The organism is Helicobacter trogontum (genome assembly GCF_000765905.2).
Taxonomy (GTDB): domain Bacteria; phylum Campylobacterota; class Campylobacteria; order Campylobacterales; family Helicobacteraceae; genus Helicobacter_A; species Helicobacter_A trogontum.
The window spans coordinates 1-21,445 of record NZ_JRPL02000020.1 but is presented as its reverse complement, the minus strand read 5'-3'; the positions used below and the strand labels follow the sequence as shown (position 1 = coordinate 21,445).

General features: G+C 32.9%; 16 protein-coding genes. 8 read left to right on the top strand and 8 right to left on the bottom strand.

Going from position 1 to position 21,445, the window contains the following annotated elements; genetic code table 11:
• Nucleotides 1–423: 423 nt before the first annotated feature.
• The 3 genes from LS81_RS07855 (at nucleotide 424) to LS81_RS07845 (ending at nucleotide 4,217) form a co-directional block, all read left to right on the top strand.
• Nucleotides 424–2,691: a TonB-dependent receptor plug domain-containing protein gene (locus tag LS81_RS07855; RefSeq protein ID WP_081955945.1), complete on the top strand. Its 2,268-nt coding sequence runs from the start codon at nucleotides 424–426 to the stop codon at nucleotides 2,689–2,691.
• A gap of 134 nt (nucleotides 2,692–2,825) precedes the next feature.
• Nucleotides 2,826–3,398 carry a YceI family protein gene (locus LS81_RS07850; RefSeq protein ID WP_034320063.1) on the top strand — a complete coding sequence of 191 codons (573 nt, stop codon included), beginning with the start codon at nucleotides 2,826–2,828 and terminating at the stop codon, nucleotides 3,396–3,398.
• A gap of 168 nt (nucleotides 3,399–3,566) precedes the next feature.
• Nucleotides 3,567–4,217 carry a CoA-binding protein gene (locus LS81_RS07845; RefSeq protein ID WP_052096418.1) on the top strand — a complete coding sequence of 217 codons (651 nt, stop codon included), beginning with the start codon at nucleotides 3,567–3,569 and terminating at the stop codon, nucleotides 4,215–4,217.
• A gap of 779 nt (nucleotides 4,218–4,996) precedes the next feature.
• On the opposite strand, the gene LS81_RS07840 is transcribed toward LS81_RS07845, so the two are convergent.
• The 4 genes from LS81_RS07840 to LS81_RS07820 form a co-directional block, all read right to left on the bottom strand.
• Nucleotides 4,997–6,073, bottom strand: a complete 1,077-nt coding sequence (locus tag LS81_RS07840) for a M24 family metallopeptidase (protein ID WP_034344504.1) — start codon at nucleotides 6,071–6,073, stop codon at nucleotides 4,997–4,999.
• A gap of 34 nt (nucleotides 6,074–6,107) precedes the next feature.
• Nucleotides 6,108–7,466 (bottom strand): sodium-dependent transporter, encoded by a 1,359-nt coding sequence (locus LS81_RS07835; protein ID WP_034344501.1) that lies wholly within the window; start codon nucleotides 7,464–7,466, stop codon nucleotides 6,108–6,110.
• Nucleotides 7,467–7,994: 528 nt separating this feature from the next.
• A complete protein-coding gene (gene hypE, locus LS81_RS07825) occupies nucleotides 7,995–9,065 on the bottom strand; it encodes a hydrogenase expression/formation protein HypE (RefSeq protein ID WP_034344499.1) in 1,071 nt (356 codons plus the stop codon).
• Nucleotides 9,066–9,084: 19 nt separating this feature from the next.
• Nucleotides 9,085–10,059, bottom strand: a complete 975-nt coding sequence (locus tag LS81_RS07820; protein WP_034344497.1) for a hypothetical protein — start codon at nucleotides 10,057–10,059, stop codon at nucleotides 9,085–9,087.
• A gap of 218 nt (nucleotides 10,060–10,277) precedes the next feature.
• On the opposite strand from LS81_RS07820, the gene LS81_RS12045 reads away from it, so the two are divergent.
• Nucleotides 10,278–10,823, top strand: a complete 546-nt coding sequence (locus LS81_RS12045; RefSeq protein ID WP_237022214.1) for a glycosyltransferase family 2 protein — start codon at nucleotides 10,278–10,280, stop codon at nucleotides 10,821–10,823.
• Nucleotides 10,798–11,301, top strand: coding sequence for a hypothetical protein (locus tag LS81_RS12040; RefSeq protein ID WP_237022213.1), 504 nt, complete (start codon nucleotides 10,798–10,800; stop codon nucleotides 11,299–11,301). Before LS81_RS12045 ends, LS81_RS12040 begins: the two co-directional genes overlap by 26 nt.
• Before the next feature lie 149 nt (nucleotides 11,302–11,450).
• Here the strand turns inward: LS81_RS12040 and LS81_RS07810 are convergent, their stop codons facing one another.
• Together LS81_RS07810 and LS81_RS07805 are read right to left on the bottom strand one after the other, a co-directional pair.
• Nucleotides 11,451–12,218: an SDR family NAD(P)-dependent oxidoreductase gene (locus tag LS81_RS07810; RefSeq protein ID WP_034320012.1), complete on the bottom strand. Its 768-nt coding sequence runs from the start codon at nucleotides 12,216–12,218 to the stop codon at nucleotides 11,451–11,453.
• A 148-nt stretch (nucleotides 12,219–12,366) separates the two neighbouring features.
• A complete protein-coding gene (locus LS81_RS07805) occupies nucleotides 12,367–13,608 on the bottom strand; it encodes an outer membrane family protein (RefSeq protein ID WP_034345458.1) in 1,242 nt (413 codons plus the stop codon).
• A 166-nt stretch (nucleotides 13,609–13,774) separates the two neighbouring features.
• On the opposite strand from LS81_RS07805, the gene LS81_RS07800 reads away from it, so the two are divergent.
• Together LS81_RS07800 and nhaA are read left to right on the top strand one after the other, a co-directional pair.
• Nucleotides 13,775–17,236, top strand: coding sequence for a UvrD-helicase domain-containing protein (locus LS81_RS07800; RefSeq protein ID WP_104696516.1), 3,462 nt, complete (start codon nucleotides 13,775–13,777; stop codon nucleotides 17,234–17,236).
• 32 nt (nucleotides 17,237–17,268) lie between these two features.
• Nucleotides 17,269–18,780 (top strand): Na+/H+ antiporter NhaA, encoded by a 1,512-nt coding sequence (gene nhaA / locus LS81_RS07795; RefSeq protein WP_052096493.1) that lies wholly within the window; start codon nucleotides 17,269–17,271, stop codon nucleotides 18,778–18,780.
• Nucleotides 18,781–19,434: 654 nt separating this feature from the next.
• Here the strand turns inward: nhaA and LS81_RS07790 are convergent.
• Together LS81_RS07790 and LS81_RS07785 are read right to left on the bottom strand one after the other, a co-directional pair.
• Entirely contained in the window at nucleotides 19,435–19,836 is a 402-nt protein-coding gene (locus tag LS81_RS07790) for a group III truncated hemoglobin (protein WP_034320019.1), read from the bottom strand.
• 23 nt (nucleotides 19,837–19,859) lie between these two features.
• Complete coding sequence (locus LS81_RS07785; protein ID WP_034345464.1) at nucleotides 19,860–20,297, bottom strand: copper resistance protein CopD; 438 nt, start codon at nucleotides 20,295–20,297, stop codon at nucleotides 19,860–19,862.
• Between the two features lie 141 nt (nucleotides 20,298–20,438).
• Here LS81_RS07785 and LS81_RS07780 point away from each other — a divergent pair, with 141 nt between their 5' ends.
• A complete protein-coding gene (locus LS81_RS07780) occupies nucleotides 20,439–21,011 on the top strand; it encodes a Crp/Fnr family transcriptional regulator (protein WP_034345467.1) in 573 nt (190 codons plus the stop codon).
• The last annotated feature ends 434 nt before the right edge of the window (nucleotides 21,012–21,445 follow it).

The window sequence follows — 21,445 nt, the reverse complement described above, 5'->3', positions numbered from 1 at the left end:
ATAAATATCTTCATGGGTCATAGTAGTGTGTATTTGGAATTGGACAAAATGACCGTATCATGCAGTATACTTAACTAATTCTCCATTTTTGGGCTCTAATAACTATTTTAAAAGTTACTGCAACATGGCAAGACAATACATCTCTTACTAAACATAATAATACTAATATTAATAAAATAATATTATAATAACACTAATTTTATACACTTTAATACAAAAAGGTAAGGCAATATGTTCTCTCATTGCAAGAAAGTAAAACTTTGTTGTGTGCAAGTTAGTTGTCACAATCAGACAATAAAACACAACCAAAATATAGTTTCCTCCCAGCGTTTAGCCAGATTGCATTTGGCTAAACTCAAGTTGGCCAAAACATGTATATCTACAAACTTTGGCAAAAAATCACGCTATTCTAGCCTACTTCTTATGCATACCCTACTCTTTACAGATATATTGTTCGCAGATAATATTAATAGCACAACCTTAAAAGATTCTCCTGCAAAGAGTTATCAAGCAAAAGCAGCAACAGTAACTGCAACCAGAGTGCCAACAACAATTGATGAAGCTCCAGGTAATGTTAGTGTAATAGGAAAAAATGAAATTCAAGTACGCCCAAATAGTAAAGTTAGTGATACATTGCGTGGTATTGAAGGATTACGTCAAAGTAAGAGTCGTGGCATGGACACGTTTGATAGTGTTACAATTAGGGGGATAAGTAGTGGTGCCACAATTATGCTTGATGGTGTAATATTAAATGATATGGATAATAATACAAAAATGATAACAGCCATGAATGCTGACGATCTAGAGCAAGTTGAGGTGATACGCGGTCCATTCTCAAACCTCTATGGCAGTGGAGCATTAAGTGGAGCAATAAACTTTGTTACCGCTATGCCTGACAAGTTTGAATTAAATGCAAATATAGGATATGGCAATCCATTTGTAGCAAATACTGCACAAGAGAATCTTGTGCGTGGTTATCTCTCTGTTGGTAACACTTTTTTTAATAAAAAACTAAAGCTCAAAGCAAGCTATGGGTTCACCACCACAGATGGTTATGCTGCAGATAGTGCATGGGTATATCAAGGTGATACTATCTTGAATAATGGTGTTACAGGGGGGATACCAAGCAAAAATCCACAAGGCACAGATATTGTAATTGTGGGTGATATGGGGAAACAAAAATATCAAACACATGATTTAAAGCTCAAAGCACAATATGATCTTACGGATTCCATCACACTAGATTCTGGAATCATGTTTAATTATTATAGTTATACGCACAAAGATCACACAACCTTTTTATATAAAGATGGTAATCCCTACTGGGGAGATAATACAAATCAATGCACTGGCAATAGTTGTAGTGGTGGTGCTAATGGAAATCGTCCTATGCCTATGTATGCTGGACGCGGTATCGGACAAGAGAGATTTGCTCAAAATATTTTTTACATAGGTTACAAGCATTACTTTAATAATGATATATTATTGAGTGCAAGATATTCGCGCATTGATGGCTGGAGAGACTTTAACAATCCAGATGGCGGGGCTCATGCTGAAAATAGTGCAAATACTACACTCACAGGTGGTGCAGGCTCACAAACTAAAGATAGATTTCAAACAAACAACCTAGATATTTTTACAAACATTCCTATCTTTGATGTAGGGCAAAATCTATTAGTAGGGTTTCAAGCAAGACAGCTAAATATGGATGAATCTGTTTTTAACCTCAATAATTGGACAAACTATTCTAGCAGTGGCAGTAACTACGTGAATACAAGAGAGAGAAAAGGCGGAAAAAGTCTTATGAGTGGGGTTTTTATTGAGCTTAGAAGTGAGTGGAATAAATATCTAAGTACAACACTTGGCTTAAGATATGATTATTGGCTAGGATATGATTATTATAAAAGTAACTCTCAAGCACAAAATAACTCCAAGCATCAAGTCTCCCCAAAAGCAACGCTAAATTATTATATCACCAATACAAGCACATTGAAAGCATCGGTTGGACAGGGTTTTCGTGCACCAACACTTAGTCAAATGTTTAGCACATATAAAACAAACAACGGCATTACAACTATTGGGAATCCAGATCTAAAGCCAGAGAGTGCGACAAGCTTTGATATAGGTTTTGAACAAAAGTTAAATTTTTCACAATACCATGGTCTCATAAAAGCATACTATTTTAATACATTTATGAGCGATGTTATTTACTCTCATTTGGAAAATAATACAAATTACTTGAAAAATGGAGGATTAGCCTTAATTAACGGCTTAGAGCTATCCTATAAGCAAAACCTACCTTATAACCTCTCACTACTTTTTACTTACACTTTTACAAATTCAAACATGTTAAAGAATCCCGCTGATAAAAGTATAGAGGGTAAAAAACTCACAGGTATACCAGAACATTTAGGTTATGTACAGATTGCTTATGATGATTCTGTATTTTTTGGAAGTTTTGGCATTGAAATGATGAGCAAACCTTTTAGTAGAGCGGACAATAAAGATACAATAGGAGGTGTATATAGTGCAACTGATGGTTATGTCTTAGGTGATGTAAGGATTGGTTATAGATTCTTAAAACATTATGAGATCGCATTTAACGCAACAAATATTTTTAATCAAAAATATTTTAGTTATTATAGAGCACCGGGTGCTGCGTTTTTTGCACAAATTGGTGCTACTTTTTAATAATATTGTTTACCCTATTTGTAACGATTCTTAGAATCCATGAACGCAATAATATTGTTTCTTTATTTATTTACCTTATGGGAATATAATCATTCCTAGTCTTAATGACTAAGTAAATATTGGAAGGATTAATAATGAAAAAAGTTATGCTTAGTGCTATTATGGCAAGTTCGTTAGCAATTGTTGGTTTACAAGCCGCACCATATAAAATTGATATGAGCCACTCGGCTATTAATTTTAAGATTGGGCACATGATTGTTGCAAATGTAAATGGGAATTTTGCAAAATTTAGCGGAAATGTAGATATTGACCCAAAAACAAAGACTCTAACAAAACTTGATGGGGAGATTGACATTACTTCTATCAACACAAGAGATGAGGAAAGAGATGGTCATTTGCTAGGTGATGCTTACTTTGACGCTGGAGCATATCCAAAAGGGACACTCAAAGCAACAAAAATTACAAAAACTAAAAGTGGTATTCGCGTTGAGGCAGACTTGACGCTTAGAGGTGTAACAAAGAAAGTGGTCTTTCTAGGCGATCTAAAAGGGCCAGTGCAGCACCCTATGCTTAAAAAAGAGATTTTTGGACTTATGTTGCAAGCTACAATTAATCGAAAAGATTTCAACATTGGTAAAGATACTCCAGGTGCCACAATGGGTGAAAGTGTAGATATTACCATTAACTTAGAGCTTCATCCACAATAAATCTACCCACATAGAATCTAAACCAAGATAAAAGAATAATACACAAGGGATTAGAAACATTTCCCTTGCGTGTATTTGATGTGCTTCATGTTTTATATGACATTTTGTTTGCATATTATTAAAGAAAAGTTATATGTTGATAATATCTAAAATAAAAAAAGGGGCAACATGATAAACAATAGTAAAGCAGTGCATCTAAGCGATAATAAAAAGAGAGAGATATTGCAAAATGCCAAGACTATAGTTATGGTGGGTTTGAGCCCAAATATAGATAAGGCGAGTTATCATGTTGCCTCTTTTCTCCTAGAAAAAGGTTACAATATAATCCCCATTTATCCAAAAGGCGGTGAGATTCTAGGTAAAAAGGCATACACATCACTCAAAGAAGCATTTAAAGATATGTGTGCAAACAATATGCAATGTGATATTATCGATATTTTTAGAAAAAGCGAAGCATTACCATCGATTGTAAATGAAATTTGTATGTTAGGAAAATTAGATTCTAAGCAAAATTTAACTAATCAAAGCATATTAAATATAACTGACACATTACCAAGCCAAAACTCTCCAGTAAATCATAAAGAAATAGAAAAAAAACTAGGTTTTATCACTTCTACCCCAAATCCCACACAACCTAATAAAAGCACTGAAGCAGCAGAAATCCTAAGACCTTTTAATATAAATAACCTTTGTGTGTGGGTACAACTTGGATTACACAATAGCGAAGCGGCTCTAATCGCGAAACACCATAATTTACTATACGAAGAAGATAGTTGCATTAAACTAGAGTATTTAAGAATATTTGACAAACAATGTTAAGATGTTTTATACAAATATTCATCTCCTTGTCATATGACTATCACTTCTTTTATGTGGATTAAGTTGTTATCATTCCTCACATTGCACAATACCCATACGCATGATTAAGGCTATATGCATACTATAAGCTTTAGCTTGCAAGAGCATTAAAGATCCTTTTAATACTTCTTGGAAATTACACAAAGACTCTACATTACTATACCCACCACACCATTTTAAGCAATATTTGTAAGGTTTAGTTTATTGTACTTCAATGTTTTATTATTATCTATTACATAACCAAAACAACACGCACTAAATTAACCCACATTTGCAAGGTTTTTAGCTTGTGATGTATTTTAGGTTTCTTTGATACCTTTTACAAACTATACACAAAAAACATTTAGTAAAGTATGTTTTAAAGGCTTTTACTTTTTGTGAATTCCTTTAAGGTGTTATGCATAGTGAGTATGTAAGATTTGCTTACTATGTTATTTCTATAAACTATGCACAAAAAACATTCAATCAAATATGTTTTAAGGCTTTTTTATTTGCAGAATCCTTAAGATATTTTTTATGTAAGGACTATATCAAACTCCCTTACTCTATTATTTCACAACGCGTATCAATTCTTTAAACTTCAATGTTGCATACATATTTAAAGGCTTTGATACCTTAAGCAATACAACTCTCCAACTAACCTAAAACAACCCCTAAATAATGCAATTTGTCATTTTAATCGCGACTGATTAGCCTATATTCTCCACATAGAATCTATAAATTGATGCAAAATAACTTAGTTAATTAAGCACGATGGCTTTGCCCTGCTTTACTACAACCAAATCCTCAATGCGTACACCAAAGGTTTGTGGGATATAGATCCCAGGTTCAATAGAAAACACCATACCATCTTCAATAATTGTTTCTGATCGGCGAGAGATAAATGGCATTTCATGAATATCTAGCCCTATACCATGTCCTGTGCTATGTGTAAAATATTTACCATATCCACCAGCTTCAATGATATTTCTTGCAATAGAATCTATCTCTTTACCGCTCATCCCAGCACGAAGATTCTCAATTGTAGTCATTTGTGCCTTTTTAACAAGATCATAAATCTTTTGCTTTTCATATGCACTTAGTGCTTGTTTACTTGCTGTTGTGTCTAATATTGTGAAATCTTGCTCTTTTTCAAACATAATGGAATTGTTAAAAAAAAGTGCCGTACGAGTGCAATCAGCACAATATCTTTTATATTTCAATCCACAATCAAGCAAAAGCGTATCTCCGTTTTGTAAAAAAGTCGTATCACTTGGTAACGCATGTGGCTTTGCCGCATTACCCTCAATACCTACAATAGGATCAAAACTTAGCGGATATTGACCACAATTACTAAGCGTATCTGCTATTTTATACCATAAATATTTTTCACTTTTTCCCTTTCCTTGATCTGATACGTATTGCCCAAATGTATGTATGGCTTGTAGATTTAAAAGTTGTGCTTGTTGTAAAATATTAATTTCGTCGTCTGTCTTTTGCATACGCATTATTTGTGTAAAATTTGGTGTAGGTATTAATGACACAATATCTTTTAAGATATGATATTCCTCCACACACATACGCATAGGATCAAAGCAGAGACTCTTGATATTATGCTGTGCGATTTGCTTTTTTGCTTCTGCCAAAAGATCATTAGATTCAATAATATCCAATGCGATGTTTTTCTTGCACAACTCATGTGCCTCTGTGCTATAACGCGCATCAGTTATAAACTTAAATTCACTCCCAAAACGCATAAGAATTGCATTGTCTGCACTATAGCCACACAGATAATACATTGCACTTTCATCACGAGTAATAAAATCTTTTATTTCCATATATGTCCCTCTATACTTAAACTTTTATATAAATTTATTGTGCACCAAACTCTTGAATACGTTTGATAAAAATCACAACAACCATTAAAGGTGCCAAAATACGTAAACTATAAAGCCAAAAATAAAAAGCAAAATCACTTTTAATGTAGCCACTCATCCATGAGCGTAACTTTTCTTTTGGGACAAAATATCCAATAAATAAAGAGCTAAAGAAACCTCCCCAAGTTAGCAATATATTCATGCTTATCCATACAATCCAGTTAAAAAGATCCTTATTGAAATAGTGAAAATACTGCTTATAATTTGTATTCATTGATAAAATAACGATGAGTCCGACAAGAAATATACCAAAACTCACCATATAAGTAAGAGTTGCGCGATCATATTTTGTCTTATCGACAAGATATTTTACACAAGGTTCAAGCAAAGACACAGTAGAAGATAGCCCAGCAAATAATAGCCCAACCATAAACAACGCACACAAAACCCCACCAAGAGATCCAAGATGCCCAAACATAACAGGCAATACAATAAATATCAGTCCTGGACCATTATCCGCATCAGCTCTACTTCCATATGTAAATACAAAAGTAAATATCATAAGTCCAGCCACAATAGAAATGATAATCCCTGGAATCACAATCCATGATGCACTTGTAACAAGATTTTGGTTTTTATTTATATGTGATGAGTAGGTGATTATTGTACCAGCACCAAGCGATAAAGAAAAAAAGACTTGCCCCATAGCTTCAACAAAGACACTCGAAGTGATTTTTGAAAAATCTGGATTAAACATAAACTCCACACTCTCCCCAAAGCCAGGTAGTGTCATAGCATAAAAAAGCAGTCCAAAGAAAATAACAAAAAGCATAGGCATTAACAAGTAATTTAATCTCTCAATGCTCTTGATCCCATATATAATACTATATGCAGTAATCATTAAGATGATGGCAAGAAATAGAATCTGAAAACCAATCTGCCCAGTGTGCGATTGTAATTCGTCAAAAATTAACTTACTTTGTGAAATATCTGTGGGCAAATTCAAACTAACATACACGAGGTAATATAACACCCATCCCAATATTACACAATAAAATGTCAAAATAAATGGACCAGCAAATAGGGTAATACCCATAAAACGCCATGGAGTTTTAGGATTGTCTGTGATTGCTTTGAAACTATCTGGGACATTCTTTCTCCCTTGTTGCCCCACAAGCATTTCTGCAATCAGCATAGCAACGCCAACAAATAACGCAATACCTAAAAATAGCAACACAAACGCACCACCACCATTCTTACCTGCAAAGGTAGGAAAACCCCAAATATGCCCCAAACCAATAGAGCTACCAAGTACTGCTAAAGTAAAACCAATCTTTCCAAAATTTTTTTGCATCCAATTCCTTATGCATAATTTTTACAATGAATTTCTATTCTAGCAAACTTTTATAATTTTTTTACTTTTTCATAGATTTTAGCGTATAGATTTAATCTGGTTAAAATGGCAATACCTCAATTCATGAGTTTATTCCTCTTCATATACCTGTAATATCATATGTTATAATTACACGCAATATAATACATTAACATTTGACCTTATATGCCCAACTATTGAAGCACCAATAAACTCAATACATTCAATATTGCAAGAGAAGCGATTCTAGCACATATCGTAGGGGACATGACTTTGAGAACAAGCTTTTTCAAAAGTACGCAAATGTTATTTGACACAAAATTCAATGATATGTTAAGTAGATATAGAATCTTTTCGTATTCTTTTTTCAAGGATTCTCTTACCAACAGTAATAGGCTTTATAGCTTTCATACTAGATCATTTAAAAAAAGTTAAAGTGTAGCTTCACCATTTTTGCACTCTTGTATAACATGCATAGACATATAATTAAGTGCTTTCCACAATAATGTCTTAGCAAATTCTAGGGAGTAATTCGCCTTGTGGATACTCTAAAAACCTCTTGCTACCATATTTTGTATGCAATACTACCTTTTGGTAATAGGTATTTCCGCTAATATGTGCTTTACTATTGAGTTCTTGTGGAGTAAAAACCTTGCTTACCTTGCCAATAATTGCAGCATTGCTTCCAAGCACATGCTGTTTTAAGATAGATAACGCCTTATCTGCGTATTGATTAGGTAGAGCAATGACACACACACCTTCATTGGCTAAGTCATAAGGCTCTAATCCCAACATCTCGCACACACCATATACTTCAGAATCTATTTGTATGCTTTCCTCATTAATATCAATACAAGCGTGTGAACTTATAGCCCATTCATTTAAAACGCTTGATAATCCACCGCGAGTGGCATCACGCATACAATGTATAGGAATATCACTTTGCAAAAGTGGTTCTAACATGGGATAAAGGCTTGCACAATCACTTTGTATATTACTTGTGATTGCAATATTATTTTGTTCTAAAAATATTTGTGCACCATGATTGCCGATTTTACCACTTAAAATAATGCAATCATCTTCACTTAGATTCTTTGCACTTATAGAATCTTTTTGTATGCTGCCAATGCAAGTTGTATTAATGAAAATTAATTTATCTTTTGCTTCTGTGTTATTTGTAACTTTTGGCAATACTTTTGTATCTGCGGATAGAATCTTTATATCAAGTTTCTTGCACTCAATGGCAATAGATTCAGCAATTTTTTTCAATAAATCTATACTAAAACCTTCTTCAATAATAAAGCCAATATTTAAATAAAGTGGTTTGCCACCCATCATCGCCACATCATTACTGCTACCGCATACACAAAGTTTGCCAATATCTCCACCAGCAAAAAAAATCGGATTTATAGTATATGAATCTGTACTTGTTACATACGACATATCACTTGTATTACAAAATATCCCAGAATCTTCGTTTGCATAAGGCATAATATCTGTGAAATAAGGCATAAAAATCTTTTGCACAAATTCAGCTGAATTTATACCACCACTACCATGTGCTAATGTTACAATATTCATAGTTTTCCTTTTTATATAATTATTCATTCTCCATAGCTGATGGAGCTTTATTCATACTTCTTCCAGATAACACATTATTAATCTTATTTGCAATAAAATGATTGTGTGTTGTAAAATGACTAATAATTTCACCTACAATATCATCAGATAAACTCTCTTGCATATCTTTACAATGCCCTTTAAATTCATCCTCAGTAATACCTGCTGAATCTTCAAATAACTCAATATATCGTCTCATTAATTTTTGTTCTCTTTCTTTTTGTAAGACTTGCTGCATAATCTCATCATAAGTTGTTTGTAAATCTGCAATTTTCATATCAAATAGCTCATTTTTTGTATATATACCACTAATTTCTAGGATCTTGGCAATAAGCGTGCGTTTTTCTTTACTATTGTCATAAAAGGGTTTATATTCAGTTTCTAAATCTCTGCTTAGAAAAGTCTGCATAATATTGAGTTTTGTTTCAGCAGTCAAGCGTAAATATTCTAATGTCCCAGAGCTTTTATAGCGATTGTGTAATTTCTCTAATCCCAATACATCATTACGCATACCCTCATAATGTGCTATAAGGGTTTCTCTCTCTTGTGCTGGTAAAGATTCTAAATCACTTTTAATCTTATCGAGCACTTCATCTTGCACTCTTGCATGCACTATTGCTATAATCTTTTGCAAACGAGTGTAGGGGACAGGCATTTTGATCTCTGCCATGAAAGCGATGAGATCTGTTGGCATATAAGTATGTAGGAATTCATATAAAATATCATAGATATCATCTGTTGTCTGTGCCTTTTTTAAAACATCAATAACATCTCGTTTTTTGGCTTCCAAAAATACTATCTCTGAGTTTTCCTCCTGCAAAAGATTATGATAATACAAAATACCTTCACGCACAACACGTTCATACTCTGTTTGTAGCTCTTCTGGTCCCAAATCGACTACGTTATCAACACCATGTGTTCGTAAATATTCTTTTAACATAATGCTATCATGCATACTTTCCCTTTTTATCACCTCGTAATTTGTGTATAAAAGTATAGCATATTAACAATGTGTTATTATGCTTCTCACAAGTTAGTGTAGCAATAAGATATTGCCATAATCTCTCAATCTTCTTTAAAATCATGCACTAGATTCTATAAAATATAAAAGAATTTGCTAAAAAAATGTAGAATAGAGTCTTTAATATTATGTTAATTAACTAGGAATACGTTATGCAAGAGCACACCATGCTTACAATCATTCTACCAACATTCAATAAAAAAGATTATATCGCACAAACACTAGATTCAATCTTTATGCAAAAGACTACATATAGCTACCAAATCATTATTGCTGATGATGCGTCAAATGATGGTACACTTGATATTGTAAGGCAATATAGCCTTAAATATCCAAAAGCAATAAAAATTTTAGAATCAAATTGTAACCAAAAACTTTTTAAAAATATTGTAAGAGCTTACGAGATCACAAAGACTGAGTATTTTTGCGTACTTGATCCAGATGACTACTGGATAGATGAAGAAAAAATACAAAAGGCACTTGATTTTTTAGAACAAAACACGGACTTTACAATATATTTTCAAAATACACACATGCTATATGATAATGGCGAAACGAAAGAATATATTGGCTGTAAAGAAGAAAAAATTTCAACCTTTGATGATTATTTAAATGAGAGGGCAATTTTAGGACATACTTCAAGTTGTATTTTTAGAAATGTAATTTTTAAAGATGAAGGGGGGGGGGGGGTTACCTAAGCAATTACAAACACTGCAATACGAAAGCAATGAGGTGTCATATCGAGGGGATTCATTCCGCAATCTTATTCATATGTATAAAGGTAAGGCTATGTATAAGCCCCAAGTAGATAGTATATATAGAATCCATAAAGAAGGCATTTGGCAATCTTTGGATATCAGTAAGCAAATGCTTATAGGCTGTATATTTCATAAAGACATGTATTTTTATTTTGATAAACAACATATGGAATTACTATTCTTTTCATATAGGCTGTATGAACGTTGTTTACAAAGAGATAATTTAGAGATGCTTTTCACAATAAAACATGCTGATTTTATTTCATTAATGAATGAACTCTATGGATTGCATGAAATCTATAAGCCATCATTACACCAATTAAAAGCAGGAAAGAAACCAAAAACTCTAAAATATAAACTCTTCTTATCTCTCCACAAGTTTTTACATAAAAAACTTACAACAAAAGGATTCTTATAATACCCCTTGCTTCTTAACCACATAGTAAGAATAATCCTGTTTGCATATCTTATCTGCACAATACAATAAAATCCTTAGAGTATGGAGTATATGAACTTATCTTTACAAACACAGATAATATACTTCACAGGTATATGCAAACTTAGAATCTATTCATTATAATGCACATTTAAACCACCACTTGCCTGTGTTGTAGGCATAATCTCAATTGAATTAATATTAACATGTGGTGGTTGCGTGCTTACCCAAAATATGATCTCTGCAACATCTTTTGCATGTAGTGGTTTTGTATGTTTATATACATTACTTGCTTTCTCTGTATCACCATGAAAACGCACGATGGAAAAATCACTCCCCTCACATAATCCAGGCTCAATATTGCTTACACGAATATTTTTATCATATAAATCAGCACGTAAATTGCGGCTAAATTGCTTTACAAATGCCTTAGTAGCCCCATATACATTCCCTCCTTTATACGCATAGCTACCAGCAATAGAACCAACATTAATAATATGTCCACTTCCCCTTTTTACCATTCCAGGTAAGATACAATGGGTCATGTGAGTTAAAGCCTTTATATTTGTAGCAATCATCTCTTCCCAATCACTATAAATCGTATTTTCTGCGCTTTCTATACCACGTGCAAGACCAGCATTATTGACCAAAATATCAATGGATAAATCTTTTGTTACCTCATCAATAAAATCCTTATCGCATACATCCCCAATAAAAAGTTGAACAGAAATATTTTTGTGCATCGAGAGGATTTCTTGCTTTAGATGCTCTAGCTTTTCTTTTCTTCTTGCAAAAAGATAAAGTGCGATATTATCCCACTCCTTTGCATAAGTGAGAGCCAAATAATAGCCAAAACCAGAGCTAGCCCCAGTAATCAAGATGTGCTTTTTTTCCTGCATGTTTTTCCTTTGTATGACATTAAAGCAAATTTGATATTAGTAAAACAACTACCATGGATACAATAATAGCATAAAATTTTACAGGCAAAAGTATAAAAGATTTGTTAGAAATGTCTTGTTTAATAGACATAAAACTTTGACATTAAGATTAAATTGAGATTCTAAAATAGCCACGTATAAGTGTGTATTGATTTCCGCCATAGAAGTTAATGGCTGGAGTGTTATTATATACACCTGTGAGATTTAGTCCTACTCTACCTTTCATGTAAGTTTTAAGCTGTCCATAACGATTTCTTTGTCGCCATATTGGAAATTCACCTTCACCCTTTATCTCAAAGCTTGTAACGCTTCCTGTAGGCAGAAAGCTACCACGCACACTCGCTTTTACTTCAAGTAAATTATCCCAATGAAACCCTATACTCCCATAGGTGGTAATAGCTCCTCCCCAAAACATACCAACAGTATATTTAAACGGCGTGAGTTGCCCATAATAATCAATCAACTCTGCACCGCTTAAAGTAGTGCCTATAAGCCCTACTTTTGCTTCCAACAAATCAAGATATTTTACCTTTTGTTCAAGCCATGCTATCCCTGCCATTTCTTGATTTAGACTACCTGCATGTGCAGCAAGCTCAAATTTATGATTGACATTAGTAGGTAAAAGATGCGGATAATATTTACTATAGCCTGCTACATGCATTTTTGTTTCCATTTTAACATCATGTGTAATGTAATAAGCCATTGTTGCCTTAACGCCAAAGGTAGTAAAAAATCCTGTTATATAAAGGTAAGGTTGCAAAGATATATGCTTTGGCAACTCAAAATCAGCACTTAACAAATATGTCCCAAAACTACTTAGATCCATGCGAAATGGTGTTACATATTCGTTTGTTACCATAGCACTCCCATATGATGCAAGAACACCTAACGTTGTATAAGGCAATGCATCATAATGTACTTGAAATCCTTGAGAATAATAGGCATTCCATTCTGAATTTGCCTTATACCTTCCTGCTATTGCATGCACACCAAGCTTATGATCTAGATAATCTACATAAGCTGTATTAAGGAGAAATATTTGTTTTACATCGTTATAAGTTTCGCCATGTCCATGACTAAAATCTAAAATTGGTGCAGCAAGTAACATACCCGCTGCAGCTTTTAACCCTTTATATCTTGCAGTAGAATAGTAGCCTAGAAAAGTCGCATCAAGAAATGTAATCTCATCACCAAAAGATTGTTGATAAAATATAGAAGCAGAGAGTTCATGTGAAGCCTTATTCCATAATGCATCAACTACGCTTTGCGTATTTGGCTCATAAGGTTTGGGTGCTGCTGCATTAAGGATTAATGGAAATAAAGCACAGCTTACAAGACTTAGTTTTTTCATTACATACCTACTTAATTAAAAGATTAAAAAGATTCTATATCAAACAAAATGACTTAAAATCCATGCAAAGCGATAAAAGAGATTCTAGCAAAAACCAATCCAAAGTTAATATAAAATTGAATTTTATTAGCATTTTTGATAGAATTCAAATCAAAAAAGGGTTTTTATGCAGCAATCCAACACAAATCATATCTTCTTGAATGCCTCTGCTGGAAGCGGCAAAACTTTTGCTCTCTGTGTGCGTTATATCGCTTTGCTTTTTCAGGGTGTGCAAGCCAATGAGATTTTAACGCTCACCTTTACAAAAAAAGCTGCAAATGAAATGAAAGAGCGTATCACACAAAATCTTTTTTTACTCTATATTACACAAGATTCTAAAAATCAAGAAGCAAAAGAAATTTATGGTGAAAACTATTCTAAGATTCTCAAGCAACGTGATGACATCATACAAGCATTATGTGATTACAATATTACAAGAGAGCATATACATACACAAACAACAATAGTCTATAAGCATTTTTTACAAGCTGATAAAAAAATTAGCACAATCGACTCTTTTTACACCCAAATGCTACGTAAATTCGCTTTCTTTATTGGAATAAGAAGAGATTTTGATATGCAAGAAAAAGGGCTAGATAATGAGATTTTTGACTGCTTTTTAGAAAAAGTTTATAAAAATCCACATTTACACAAAATCCTCCTTTCTCTAACAAACGACTTAAATATTCATATAGACATGAGTGTGAATTATGGCACAACACTTACGCTCAAACAACTCCTTGCAACTCTTTATGATAAATCTATTGAGTTTGCAACAAAACAAAGTTTTATATATGCTATGCACCCACGTTATACATCGCAAAAGATAAGGGAATTTAAGAGGCTTAATCTTGCAGCTTTACCGCCATATATTCATGCTTATATTGATGAGTGTGTAGAAATCAATCTATCTAATGATTATGAGGTTTTTAATACAAATAATCTAGATTCTATGTGTAACATAGATAAGGAGGCTTTGGGGGCATTTTCAAGTAATTCTTATCATATTCAAAGTCAAGAGGATAATTTAATAGATAATAATCAAACTCATCTTACAAATATAGACATACAACTAGACAATTATAACCATAAAACTGAAAAAACTACAAAAAATACAGCACTGCTAAACCCTACATATCTTGCAAAAGCAATTGAAGGGAGTGCTAAAGAATTAAGCGATTTTCTACAAAATATTGCACCAAATGGAGAAGTAAAACCTCGCACAAAAGCAATATGTCAAAAATTAGAAAATAGTAATGCAAGGGATATACTACAACTTAAACTCATTGTTGAAAAGAAGCATACTCATGTTAAGCAGGATTTAAAGTTAGATGAAGCTATGGAACAAGAAATTGCACAAAAATGTGAACAGATTCAAAATCTTGGAATCTTATATATAATGTGTATTGAAAGTGTTTTATTATCGCATTTATACATGCTTATGGAATTATATGTGCAAGCTATACATGAAATAGAAACAAAACATAATGTCTTAAGCTTCCAGTCTGTTGCACACAAGGTTTTTGCTATTGCAACTGATACATTAATGACAGAAGGAGTTTTTCAAAGTGATTATTTCTTTTTTAGGTTAGATTCTTGCATTAGCCATATACTCTTTGATGAATACCAAGATACAAGCATAATGCAATATAGAATCTTTGAACCGCTTTTTAATGAAATACTTGCAGGAAGTGGGACAAAAGATTCCAAAAGTTTATTTTTCGTAGGAGATTCTAAACAAAGTTTATATGCTTTTCGTGGTGCAAACATCGCTGTATTTGAAAAAACAAAACAACTAGATTCCATAGAACAACAAAGTCTATCTTATAACTATCGAAGTAAAAAAGCAATTATTGATTTTGTAAATGACAAATTTGCAAATCTCTATAAAGAAGAGTATATACAACAACTCTATAGCCAACACTCACAAGATGTAAGCGGTATAGTACAGGTAAGATTATATAATCATGATGAAAAAGAACAAAAAGATGTGAATAAGTTGGCAATATTTAACGACGCACTTATTCAAATTAACCAACTTGTAGAATCTTATATTCCAAAAAAAGAAATTGCAATTCTAGCTAGAAAAAGAGAGACATTACATGAATTTGCCCTCTTTCTTAAAGAACATAATCATGCAATACAACTAAACCTTGATAAAAGCGGAAAGCTTATACACCAACCAAGCATACAAGCAATATTTTATGCATTTAAAACACAAGCATATAGAGATGAAATAAAACTTTTAGAGTGCAAACTAAAAGCTTTAGAAGATTCTGTAGCTATGAGTGATACAAATACAAGTCCCATAGAATCTGATGAAATACAATCATTACGCCAAATACTACAAGAAAAACTAAAGAAAGTAAGAAATAATCATAAATTTGCACAAAAGAAATTAAATAAATTGCTAGGAAAAAGCTATTTTGATAATCAATATATTGCTATTCCACAAACAACATCTCACCAATATTCACTTGCAAGATCTATAAAAAGCGTTATAGAATCCTTGGGTTTTTATAATGAAGATTGCATGAAACTGCTTGAAATTGCAAGTGAAAATATTGATATAAAAACAATTGATTCTTTATTTGAATTTATAGAAAATAAAGAATCTGTGATTATGCAAGAAGAGGCTATTCATGCGATGAGTGTGCATGGATCTAAAGGACTTGGATTTGAATATGTGATATATTTAGATTATGATCCACAAAAACAAAGTGGCGATGAAAAAATCCTTTATAGTTATAATGACATTTTCTTAGAATCTATACGTATTGACACCACTACAAAGGCAACAAAGATATATCAAGACACTACATTGCAAGATCTTATCAATAAAAAGTCACACGAAAACCTACAGCAAGAATACAACAACCTTTATGTAGCTTGCACTCGTGCTAAAAGCGGACTTTATATCTTCACACATGCACAAAGCTCCATCGCACAAAACTTACATCTCAAAGATGGAGAAAATTATGGTAAAGAAATAATATCACCCGCAAATATCATACAAACACAAAATCACCCAACAATTATTAGCACACTTCAGACTAAAGCTACAAGACAAGAAGAATTTTTGCAAGAAAAAAGAGAATCTCTCTATCATGACAACATTTCTATGCAACACAAACAAATTCTTGGATTAAGTTTGCATTACTCCCTTGAACTTATGCTGGGGTATGGCATTAAAAATCCTTACGCAATGTTGCGTTTTTTATATGGATTCTATTTAGATGAAAAGACTATTGTAGAAATTTTACAAAGAGCAAAAAATATATTCCATTCCGCACTCGAGAGATTACTATCTATAAATAAAAATGCGATAAAATGCGAGTTGTCTTTTTTGCAAGAAAATAACATAAAAAGATTGGATGCGCTTATACAGCATGAGGATGAATTGTTTATTATAGAATTTAAAAGTAGTCAAAAAGTTAGCGAAGCATTATTGCAAGAGCACACAAAACAATTGCAATCCTACATGGAATCTATTGCTTCCATCTTGCAAAAGAAATCTCAAATAAAAGGCTATTTAGTCTATTTGCAAAACAATATTGCGGTAAAAGAAATACATTATAAAATATCATAGAATCTTTTGTTATAAAATTTTAAGGTAAAACTATGAGGTCAGAACACAGGTATGTGCACACACAAAACCATCAACAAGATGAAATCAATCATGCAAGCAACACATTAAAAAACTTTATTACACACGAATCATTTGGCGGTGTTTTACTCTTTTTCTGCATCGTAATAGCAATGATTATTGCAAATACAAATTTTGGAATCTTTTATAATGAATTTTTTGGTATGTATTTGGATTTTCATATAGGTGGGACAAGGGTTATACATATCAGTATTTTGCATTTTATCAATGATGTATTAATGTCTTTCTTCTTCCTTATGGTAGGATTAGAAATGAAACGAGAAGTGCTTTATGGGGAATTGGCTGGTTTTCGTGCAGTAAGCTTTTCTGTATTTGGTGCTATAGGCGGCTTAGTATTACCAAGCATGATATACATATTTTTTAATGTAGGCACACCCAGTGCAAATGGTTTTGGCGTTGCAATGAGCACAGATACTGCTTTTGCCTTAGGAGTTATATTATTACTTGGCAAAAGAATACCAAGTGTGATCAAAATCTTTCTTGTAACATTGGCAGTGGCTGATGATTTGGGTGCAATTAGTGTTATTGCAATCTTTTATACTGATCAAATTGAGTGCTTCTATATCTACATTGCCATAGTATTACTTGCCATACTTGTTACTTTTAATTATCTGGATATTAAATATTTATCACTTTATTTTGCAGTAGGTCTTTTGCTTTGGATATGCTTTTTCTTAAGCGGTGTACACGCCACTGTTGGTGCAGTATTATTTGCTTTTACAATACCAGGAAAATCTCAAATATCACAGCACAGCTATCTTGGATTAAAGGAAGCTTATAATAAGTTGTATTTTAAAACAAGAGCTGATTTTGCCACCTTTAAGCCAAGCTACACAGAGGAAACAAACAGGTTTAGTGCAATTATGCATGGCTTTAAGGACTTCTTTGTAGGTTCATATCAAAATGTTAAAAAATTTATGAGTTCAAAAAGTGATATGGAAAGAGAAGTTGATATGCACAAGGAGCACGAAAGGGTAGAGATACTAGACACAATAGCTAGATATTCAAAATACGCACAAAATCCACTTGTGCGTATTGAATACATTTTGCAACCTTTAAATGCGTATTTTATAGTGCCTTTATTCGCATTTGCAAATGCTGGGGTTTCTATTGATTCTAATCTTGATTTTAGTATTGATGGAATCTTTTGGGGAATTATTCTTGGCTTAGTGCTTGGTAAGCCTCTTGGTATACTTGGTTTTACATGGTTAAGCGAAAAACTTCATCTTGCAAAACGACCAAATGGTTTAACCAATATGCAAATTTTCTCTGTTGGTATATTAGCAGGTATAGGCTTTACCATGTCTATATTTGTGGTAAATCTTGCCTACACAACAAGTATGAATATAGACTTAGCAAAAATCTCTGTGTTAATTGCCTCTACTATTGCTGCTATTGTTGGTATGGTAAGCCTTTATCTCAATACAAAAGATTCTGAGGATAAAGATATTCGCATAGAAGATTGATATAGTTTGAGTTATTTCAAACATGGCTGCTGTCTTTTGAATATCTATATATAGGGAGTTCTAAATTAAAACTAATAAGAAATAAGCGTTGTTGGTGATTTGCAATAAATATATTATCATGATGAGCAAGAATCTACTAGTCACATTTCAGAGGATTAATAACCAAAGCATTATTAAATTCCAAAAACAATTAAATGCAAAACAACACCTAAACATCAAAATTTCATATATTCTTATTACACTTGTTTTTATTTAATGCAATCTCTCTTAAGTGATAATCATAGATAATGAGATCCTATCACACTTTTTGATATTTATGCTTTTATGTGGTTAGTATTTTTTATTACAAAATACATTCTAATTGAACAAAATGTGGAGGGGGGATAATACCATGATAGCATGGACTTTCAAATCACATCAAAAAGATTCTAGATAACTTTAATAGACAAGTCTAAGCAACATACAATAGCAATAAGCAAATTATAAGAACGATAGCAACTCAAAACAAGCTTTAACAATTCTCTTGCCTCTATCTCAAAAGCCAAAGCTCTATTGACACTCACATAAAAGTGAGAACTGCAAATCAACAAGATGTAAGCATCGATATGATAGAATTCTATGATTGCCTTTTGTATTATTGCTGTTATCCTAATATCATGCTCGATTATATCCGCTTTCATAAAGCATAAACATAAACCTCTTAGCAATCATCTCGGCACGCTCCATAATCATAGCAACATGCTCTTCTTGTGCATACACAGATTCTAAACTCTGTTTGAAGAGTTCAAGCCATACGGCAAAAAGCTCTCTTGGAAATGGAGGTAAATCAAGATGAGCTTTTAAAGGATGCCCACTATAATCACCAGTACCTAAAAGCATACCTTGCCAGAATGTCGCAATTTTTGCCTTATGTTTCTGCCAAGATTCTTCATCAGTACCAATTTTTGCATTAAACACATCACCTAATCCACGTTTATCAGAACGTACCTTATTGTAAAAAGTATCCATGAGTTTAAGGATGGAATCTTCATTTATCATATTAAATTTTTCTTGCATATTTGCTCCTTTTTATATTGATTTTACATATAAAATGCCATTTTCGCCAACACTACGATAAAAAACCCAAGTATCAATGCTATTTTATGAATGTTTTTTGCCAATGGATTTTTTAATCCCAAGAACTTGCATGATAGAGATATAACCACCATGCACACAATACATAATGCAAGAGCTACTTTTATCATGAGTAATATCTGCAATGGTGTATCAAAAAATCCTTGCATCCCGCCAACATAGCGACTAATCATTGCTCCGCCACTAAGCACAAGCAAAAGCAAACAAAAAGGCATGATTTTTATCCCTCTACTTGAGATAATATTAAAGATTTTATCAGCCATCTCATCACCAAGTAGTTTTCGTAATGGGCTAAGCAGCACAACATCAGTGAAAATGAAACCTAGAAATATAATCGCACAAAGCAAATGCAGAGTAAGCATGTATGGATAGATCGCATCCATTTTCGCTCCTTTCTTAATTAAAGTCTTTGGCAAAAGGCTAATTTGTAGCATATTGCCAACATCACTGAAAGAATTCTAAGAAAAGTGAGAAAATAAAGGGTTGATGTGTGTTAATATTCTGTATTTTTTAAAGGATTGTCCGTGCAGGAACTTTTTAATATTATGGAGAAAATTGGCAATAAACGCACATTTCAACGCAATGAGATTTTATTTTTTGAGGGCAGTATGCCTACACATTTATTTCTACTTATTAGCGGCAAAGTGCGTCTTTATAAGACAAAAGAACATGTTTCAAGTGAACAACACACACTTCATACACTATCAGGTCCGCAGTTTATTGCTGAAATGCCTTTTTTTATGCAAAGCCCATATCCAGCCAATGCAGAATGCGCCTCAACATGCGAGATCATAGCTATAAGTCATGAAAACTTTCATACACAATGCCTAAATAAAAGTGAAATTTGCCTTCTCTTTATTACCTCATTGTGCAAAAAAATAAAAATCTTAGAATCTCATATTGCTCTCCAAAATCAGAACTTACAAGAAAGAGTTCTAAGCTATCTTTCACACAACAAAGATAACTTACACACACTCACGCAACGCCACATTGCACAAGCCCTAAATATCGCACCAGAATCTTTATCACGCACACTTAAAACCTTAAAAATGCAAGGTATACTTACTACGCATAAGGGCAAGATTATGTTGCTGTAGTTATTTATACTTTTATACATTGCTTATACTTTTATACTTAGGCAAAACATCTAACACACGTTTAAAAGATGGATAACCTTATATATCACAAAATCCAAAATTGCATGAGAATTTATTCATCCTCATGCAATCTAAATTAAGTTAATTTTACCTTACACCCCATTGCAAAGATGATTAGCAATCACATATCAATATCCGTTGTAGTTTAGATTCTTGTGCAGTGTATTTGGCTTTATCAAAACTACAGATTGAATCGGAATCTCTTTGGATTGCAAGAATATTTGCACTAGATCTCAAATCATAGTTTATGCTCACTTAGCAAAGAACAGCTCATCACTCCTCACAATCAAAACTTACTTGGCTTTCGTGTATTACACCATAGATTGCCTTGCTTGTATCGTTTGCCTCTTTTGGGATATAGGCTACTTTTAGCC